Raw genomic sequence first — 1,288 nt, 5'->3', positions numbered from 1 at the left:
GGCTCAAAAAATCAAAGAAAAGATCGATGTTTTACAAAACTACCAATCGCGTTCTACAATTTTGAACCCAAAAATTTCCAACATCGATGTGTTTTCAATCATTTCCGACGAAAGTATGGCGTATGTCAATTTCCTTCAAATTGCTCACGGTGCTATTATTCGTTCTTACACTTTAGAACTAAAAAAGAAATTGGATGAATCCGATGAAGAACTGCTAGAACTGGCCGTAGTAGAACTTCGGGAGCGTTTTCATTTGCTTTCGCGTGAAATTATTTTGCCTTTTCCATTAGATTTTGGCGATAAAATAAAAGTTACTGTTCCGCAACTCGGCGATAAAAAACAAATTCTAGAACTGTCAGAACGCAACGCAAGATATTATCGATTAGATCAATTAAAACAAATTCAAATTGTAGATCCAGAGCGACATACCAACAGAATTATGGCGCAAATGCAAAAAGATTTACGCCTATCGGTAGAACCACGACACATAGAATGTTTTGACAACTCCAACATTCAAGGAACCAATCCTGTGGCGGCTTGCGTGGTTTTCAAAGACGGAAAACCATCCAAGAAAGACTACCGCCATTTCAACATAAAAACTGTAGAAGGACCAAACGACTTTGCCTCTATGGAAGAAGTAGTTTACAGAAGATACAAACGACTGCTAGATGAAAACCAACCGTTGCCACAACTTATTATTATTGATGGTGGAAAAGGACAATTGTCATCGGCATTAAAAAGCATAGACGACTTGGGTTTACGTGGTAAAATTGCCATTATCGGTATTGCAAAACGACTAGAAGAACTATTTTATCCCGGCGATTCGGTACCGTTATACCTAGATAAAAAATCTGAAACCTTAAAAATCATCCAACAATTACGAAACGAAGCCCACCGATTCGGAATCACATTTCACCGCGATAAACGAAGCAAATCGGCACTAAATTCGTCCATAGAAACCATTCCGGGCATCGGCGAAAAAACCATGCTCACGTTAATAAAACATTTTAAAAGCGTTAAAAGATTGAAATTAGCAACCGAAAAAGAAATTTCTGAGGTTGTAGGTGTATCAAAAGCCAAAAAAATTTCCGACTTTTACAAGGAAAACAACTAATTATAATTTGAAGCGAATGTTAAAGGCATTTTTGCAATCCATTTTCCTGCTTTCCACTCTATCTTTTTTTTACAAAAAAAGGATGCCGTTGCAATCAGGGCTAAATAGTAATCGTCTTTTGCAAAAATCAGTTTTCAGCACCAAACTAATTGTCTATTTTCTATTTTCTATTTT

Annotated in this window: 1 protein-coding gene; it reads left to right on the top strand. The window is 36.6% G+C overall.

What is annotated here, in order from left to right; all coding sequences use genetic code 11:
• A partial coding sequence (locus tag DIU01_RS15020) for an excinuclease ABC subunit UvrC (RefSeq protein ID WP_290835872.1) occupies positions 1–1,114 on the top strand: 1,114 nt, incomplete at its 5' end.
• Positions 1,115–1,288 lie beyond the last annotated feature (174 nt).

This window comes from Flavobacterium sp., assembly GCF_003525665.1.
Taxonomy (GTDB): domain Bacteria; phylum Bacteroidota; class Bacteroidia; order Flavobacteriales; family Flavobacteriaceae; genus Flavobacterium.
This window is presented reverse-complemented; position numbering and strand designations above follow the sequence as displayed.